This window comes from Sphingomonas sp. Leaf38, assembly GCF_001421825.1.
GTDB lineage: Bacteria > Pseudomonadota > Alphaproteobacteria > Sphingomonadales > Sphingomonadaceae > Sphingomonas.
Map to the genome: position 1 here is coordinate 507,875 of NZ_LMLD01000009.1, position 5,554 is coordinate 513,428.

Genomic DNA, 5,554 nt, shown 5'->3' on the forward strand with positions numbered 1-5,554 from the left:
CGAAGGAAAGCGGACCGGCTGCTTTGGAGGCCACACCCCAAGGAAGCCGGCCACTGAACGGGTATTCCAGTTACATCAGTATTTTGCATCGTCAGAACCGACGGTTTCCCGCCGTTTTTGGGCTGATGCGAAATCTGGGAGTTTCGCATCAAAACCATGCCGCGCTGAGTTTGGAATGCGGTTGTTTCAGGTCAAGGCGTTAGCCGCCATCGGCGAGAGAAGCGCTTACGACCGAGCCGCCGCTAATCTATATGGCATGCACAGAGCTTGCTTCGTGCTTGGAGGCTGACACGTGATTTTCATTTTGATGCTTATTGCTGCGTCGACGGCGCTCTGGCCACCAGCTCAAGCCGACTGGCCGGTCGGCAAGCTAATGAAGCTAGCCGTGGTGCTAGAACCACGATCAAATAAACAAGGTATAGCTGAAGACTTTGACGCAGTCGTTCGTATTACCAGCGTCGACAAGGTTGGACTTGATCCCGCCATATCTTTCACTCGCGGTATAAGTTTGCAGGTTTCAACAATCGACGGGATACCTGTCTCGCCTGTGTTTCCGCCGGCTGGATCACCGCCCACTCCGCCCATTACTGACACTACCTACTTGATGAAGGTAGGTCATGAAAAACCGATGTTGGTAAAGCTAAAAGAAAATCCCCGCACGATATTCCCTGGCGCTGGGCGATACCGCGTGCGCGCGATCGTTTCGGTATTCGATTGGCGGCACAAGCCTGTACGCTACGAACAGTTCACTTCACCCTCGGTCATAATAGATGTCAGCAATAGCTAATTGATAGCCAACCGCCCGGATCTCGTCCGTGATGCAAAACTTTTGATTTTTGCATCAGGGGTGACCGGACCGGAAAAATCGCGTGAACGAATGACAGCTTTCGAGAGCCGTGATGCGCAACCCAAGCGTCCGGCATTGGGCGAAGGCACCCTGCCCCCAGCTTCCGGCCAGACCCAGTTGTGGACGTTCAGAGCGGCTTGAGCGTATCTCGAAACCAGCCGTTCGTTCAGGTGTTGTCTAGCGGGTGTAATCAGGCCGGTATCGGTTAGCATGGTCGGCGTACAAGCTCAGTCGGGAAGACGGCCCGGCCGATGATAGGCCGCGATCCAACCCGCGCTATACGTTGCCGCCATTAAACGCAGAAAGCGGAAGGGCATCTCGCCGGACCGGGTGGAGAAGGTGAGCATGGAAACGGCAGGCTTCGGCGGCGGGTGTCATTGGTGCACCGAAGGCGTGTTTCAAATCCTGCGTGGCGTCTCCCAGGTCAATCAAGGCTTCCTGCAATCGACCGCACCCGACGATGCCTGGGCAGAAGGAGTGGTAGTCCGCTTCGATTCTGGGATCATTTCGCTCGACATTCTGATTGAGGTCCATCTGCGCACCCATTCGGCGAATAGCGGCTATTCGCCGAACGGGCGTTACCGCAGCGCTGTCTATTTTGGGAATGCCGACCAGCGGCATCGGGCAGATACGGTGATCACCCGGCTCAGGCAGAAAATTGACAGCGCTGTGCGGACGAAGGTGTTGCCGCTCGTCGGGTTCCGAGCATCGGAAGAGCGCTACCGCAACTATTACCATACCGACCCGACCCGACCGTTCTGCCAACGCTATATCGACCCCAAGCTGGATGCGATCCGACGAGACTTCGCCCGGCATGTCCTGTCCGAGGGCGACGGAATGCGATAGCGATTCCGACGGCTGTCAGGCCAGGACGTGGCCGCGACTCCTGCTATTCCTCTGCCCCGCCGCGATTCTATCGCGATCTACGTCGTCTTCGCCGCTGCCCTCTAGATCAAACCGCCTTCGGTACGCCGTGTGCAGGTCTGCAAACCAGTGCGATTATCGCGCCTTTACGAACCGTAGCGTGAACCGGTCGCTCACGCCGATCGCAGCATATTTCGCGCGATCAACGTCCTTCAATCGATAGCTCGGCGGCAGCGTCCAGACGCCTTCCGGATAATCGTATGTATCCTTGGGGTTGGCATTGATCCGAGATTCTGCGGCTAGTGCAAAGCCCGCCTCTTGCGCCAGCCGACCGACGGTCGATCTTTTGATGTAGCCGCTCGTCTTCTCACGCGCCGCGTCCATCTCCTCCGGCAAGCAATGATCGACGACACCGAGTACGCCACCCGGCTTAAGCGCCGTACAGAATGCCTTGAACACGCGGCCTGCGATGGCAGAGTCGTCTTGCATCAAGAGGTTGTGGACGTTGCGGAACGTCAGCAGCACATCCGCACTCCCCGCCGGAATCGAGAACGCTCCGGTCTTGAAGTCGATCGTCGCAACCTGCGTCACGCCATACTCCGCGGTATTACCGGCAAAGCGCTGTGGGTGCGCTCTGCCTTCGCGGTCGGCACCGCAGAGCTTCGATGATCGTCTGCGTCGACTTCACGCCGAAAAAGGCCAATGTCTGCGCCTGGTGACGATAGCGATCACGCGCGCGGTTCGCTGGCGTCCGCGTTGACGATGCGAGCACGGCAACGATATCCTTCGAGGGGGCAACGGATTGTGCCCCCACCCCCGTAGCGCCAAACGCGACGACACAGGTCAAGGCGGCGAGCAGTCGGTCATAGCGTTACACTCCCTGAGCGATTCATCCGCAACAATGCCCTGCGCGAGCCGCGCCACACAATCTCGATGGCCTTCGTCAACAGTCAGATGACTACCATTCCCACCCGCAACTTCGTGCTTTCGACGGCACCACGCTGCCCCCGGCGCTGACCTAATTCCAGACGTTCGGACCGGCCTTCCCGTTTCCCAGCTTCAGACACTCGTTCATGCCCTTAGGTCTTTGAAACTTGACGGTGACGTCACTCACCAAAGCGCTTCGTGGTCATCCAGATCATCAACTGCTCTGAATCTTGTCAAAGCACATTTGCAATCACACGCGCATTGCCGTCACGAAGGCCTGAAAGGCGGCAGTCGGTTGACGTCGGCTGGGATAGTAGAGGTGGTTCGGGGCCAGCGTCGGTGCCCAGCCGCCCAGCACTTCGACCAGAGTACCGGCGGCCAGTTGCATTGCGGCATGTGGCAGCGGCAGGCAAGTCACCCCCAGCCCTGCCACTGCAGCGTCGCGCATCACGTCGATATCGTTGGTGATGAAGTCGCCGCGGACTGACCGTTCCACTGTCCGGCCATCCCGCTCGAATTCCCAGCGGTGTACGACGCCAGAGGACGTGTATCGGTAACACAGACAACGATGAGCGGCGATATCGTCGGGATCGACGGGCGCGGGATGATCGGCGAGATAGGCCGGCGCGGCGACGAAGACGAGCGGCACCGGCGCGCTGATACGGACCGATATCATGTCGGCTTGCAGGGTCTGGGCATGCCGGATCCCGCAATCGAAGCGGTCCGCGACGATGTCGACGAACCCGTCGTCGACCACCAGTTCGACGGCGATATCGGGATACGCGCGCGCGAAGTCGGCCAGCCGCGGCAGGATGGCGTAGATGGCCGCGACCCGGTGCGCACTGACCCGGATCCGCCCCGCCGGACGTTCGCGGGCATTGTCGAGGTCGGCCAGCGCGCCCGCGACCGAAGCGATCGCCGGCCTTAACCGCGCCAGCAGTTCATCGCCTGCGGGCGTGGGCGCCAGCGACCGAGTAGTACGGTCGAGCAGCCGGACGCCCAGTTTCGTCTCAAGCGACCGCATCGCATGGCTGAGCGCAGAAGCGGACAATCCAAGCCGCGTCGCCGCTCGCGCGAAGCTGCCAGCCTCGACGATCGTTTCGAACACCGCGAGACCGGCCCAGAGATCACGATCCATTCCTGAACATCCTTCAGCAACCCATGCGCCGCAGACGATCTAATCCGCGGGCGGTCCGGCGTCCATCTGGAGGTAACACAACGCAGGATACCACGATGACCCTCGACATCTATCGCCCGCTTGGCCGCTCCGGCCTTCTCGTCAGCCCGCTGGCACTTGGCACGATGACCTTCGGTACGCCGCGATGGGGGCTGGACGAGAGCGGCAGCCGCGCGGTGTTCGATCGCTACACTGATCTAGGTGGCAATTTCATCGACACCGCAGACGTTTATGCAGGCGGGCGATCGGAAGAAATGGTCGGCAGTTTCGTCGCCGCACAATCGTCGCGCGATCGGCTGGTGATCGCGACGAAATCGGGGTTTGCGACCGGTCGCGGCTATCATGCAGGCGGCAATGGCGCACGCCACATTCTGGCGTCCGTCGAAGGATCGCTCCGCCGCCTCCGGACGGACTTCATCGACCTGTACTGGGTGCACGTCTGGGACGGTGTCACCCCCGCCGAGGAACTGCTGCGGACGATGACCGCGCTCGTCGCAGCGGGCAAGATCCGCTACTGGGGCATATCCAACACCCCGGCCTGGTACGTCGCCGAACTCGCGACGCTGGCGCGAGTGCAGGGCGATCCTTCGCCGATCGGCCTGCAATATTTCTACTCGCTGGTCGAACGCGGGGTCGAGGCCGAGCACCTGCCGCTCGCCCGATCGGCTGGCATGGGCCTCGTCCCCTGGAGCCCCCTCGCCTATGGCCTGCTCACCGGCAAGTACGACCGCGCGATCGTCGAGGCGGGTCCGAAGCGCGCGGGCGGCGTTCCCAACCAAGCCGGGCGGAACGACACCGCGAGACCCGCCGACGACAAGCGGCTCGATGGCGACAATCCGTTCGGCGACACGCTGTTCACCGAGCGCAACTGGCACATCCTCGAAATACTGAAAGGCATCGCAGTGGAGATCGACGAGACGCCGGCCCGCGTCGCGCTCTCCTGGGTGGTCGGGCAACCGGGCGTCGCATCGACGCTGATGGGCGTGAGCCGACCCGAACAGGTGAGCGACAATGTTGCCGCACTCGACCTTCACCTGCCACCCGAGCACCGTGCTGCGCTCGATGCGGTGAGCGGTGACAAGCTGCCGTTTCTCTACGGCCTATTCGCCCCTGCCGTACGCAACCAAGTCGTCTTCGGGGGCGGAGACGTTCGAAGCTGACGCGTCATCCGGAGCCGGCAGCCTGAGCCTAAAGTCTGCGCCTGGGCCGGCTCCAATCGACAAGCCTGGCGCTTGCGGTCCTTCGGTCGGTCGCAAGTTCAGTCGCTGCAGGCCCGCACGGAGGAATATAATGCGGATCGGAATCATCGATGCGGGGATGGCAGGCCGTCCTGCGCCCAGGCGCTCCGCCACCAGGGTCACAATGCCATTGTGTTCGACAAGAGCCGCGGGCCCGGTGGCCGTATGTCTACCAGTTGCATCGACACGCCGCTGGGTGATGCTGCGTTCGATCAAGGCGCGCTAGAGCTGACGGCGCACGCGCCCGACGAGGATTTCGCGGGGGCCGCCGAAGAATGGAACAAGCGGCTCGACGCCGATCCTCCAGCACGGCAAGGCGCCAAGACACCAAGGCGGATCGCTTGAATGAAAGTGTCGATAGTGATTATCGCTGAAGCCTAATATCACTCGCTGAACTGCTTCCGTGCGTTCAGCATTGGCACCTTTATGACCCAGTTGCGGACGTTCACGCCCCTTCCCTCGCTTCCCAACTTCGGACGCTGGTTCATCTTTGCGAATGCC

The 5,554-nt window shown here is 61.3% G+C and carries 6 protein-coding genes; 4 read left to right on the forward strand and 2 right to left on the reverse strand.

Annotated features, from left to right (window positions below; translation table 11 throughout):
* Positions 1-292 precede the first annotated feature (292 nt).
* Positions 293-787, forward strand: coding sequence for a hypothetical protein (locus ASE88_RS18755; protein ID WP_156356908.1), 495 nt, complete (start codon positions 293-295; stop codon positions 785-787).
* A gap of 405 nt (positions 788-1,192) precedes the next feature.
* Positions 1,193-1,693 carry a peptide-methionine (S)-S-oxide reductase gene (locus tag ASE88_RS04560; RefSeq protein WP_055876589.1) on the forward strand — a complete coding sequence of 167 codons (501 nt, stop codon included), beginning with the start codon at positions 1,193-1,195 and terminating at the stop codon, positions 1,691-1,693.
* 153 nt (positions 1,694-1,846) lie between these two features.
* Here ASE88_RS04560 and ASE88_RS19375 read toward each other — a convergent pair whose 3' ends face one another.
* Together ASE88_RS19375 and ASE88_RS04570 are read right to left on the reverse strand one after the other, a co-directional pair.
* Positions 1,847-2,236 carry a class I SAM-dependent methyltransferase gene (locus ASE88_RS19375; RefSeq protein ID WP_235527815.1) on the reverse strand — a complete coding sequence of 130 codons (390 nt, stop codon included), beginning with the start codon at positions 2,234-2,236 and terminating at the stop codon, positions 1,847-1,849.
* A 652-nt stretch (positions 2,237-2,888) separates the two neighbouring features.
* Positions 2,889-3,776: a LysR family transcriptional regulator gene (locus tag ASE88_RS04570; RefSeq protein WP_056475840.1), complete on the reverse strand. Its 888-nt coding sequence runs from the start codon at positions 3,774-3,776 to the stop codon at positions 2,889-2,891.
* A 95-nt stretch (positions 3,777-3,871) separates the two neighbouring features.
* On the opposite strand from ASE88_RS04570, the gene ASE88_RS04575 reads away from it, so the two are divergent.
* Together ASE88_RS04575 and ASE88_RS04580 are read left to right on the forward strand one after the other, a co-directional pair.
* Positions 3,872-4,975: an aldo/keto reductase gene (locus ASE88_RS04575; RefSeq protein WP_055876596.1), complete on the forward strand. Its 1,104-nt coding sequence runs from the start codon at positions 3,872-3,874 to the stop codon at positions 4,973-4,975.
* Positions 4,976-5,218: 243 nt separating this feature from the next.
* Positions 5,219-5,398, forward strand: coding sequence for a hypothetical protein (locus tag ASE88_RS04580; protein ID WP_056475843.1), 180 nt, complete (start codon positions 5,219-5,221; stop codon positions 5,396-5,398).
* The last annotated feature ends 156 nt before the right edge of the window (positions 5,399-5,554 follow it).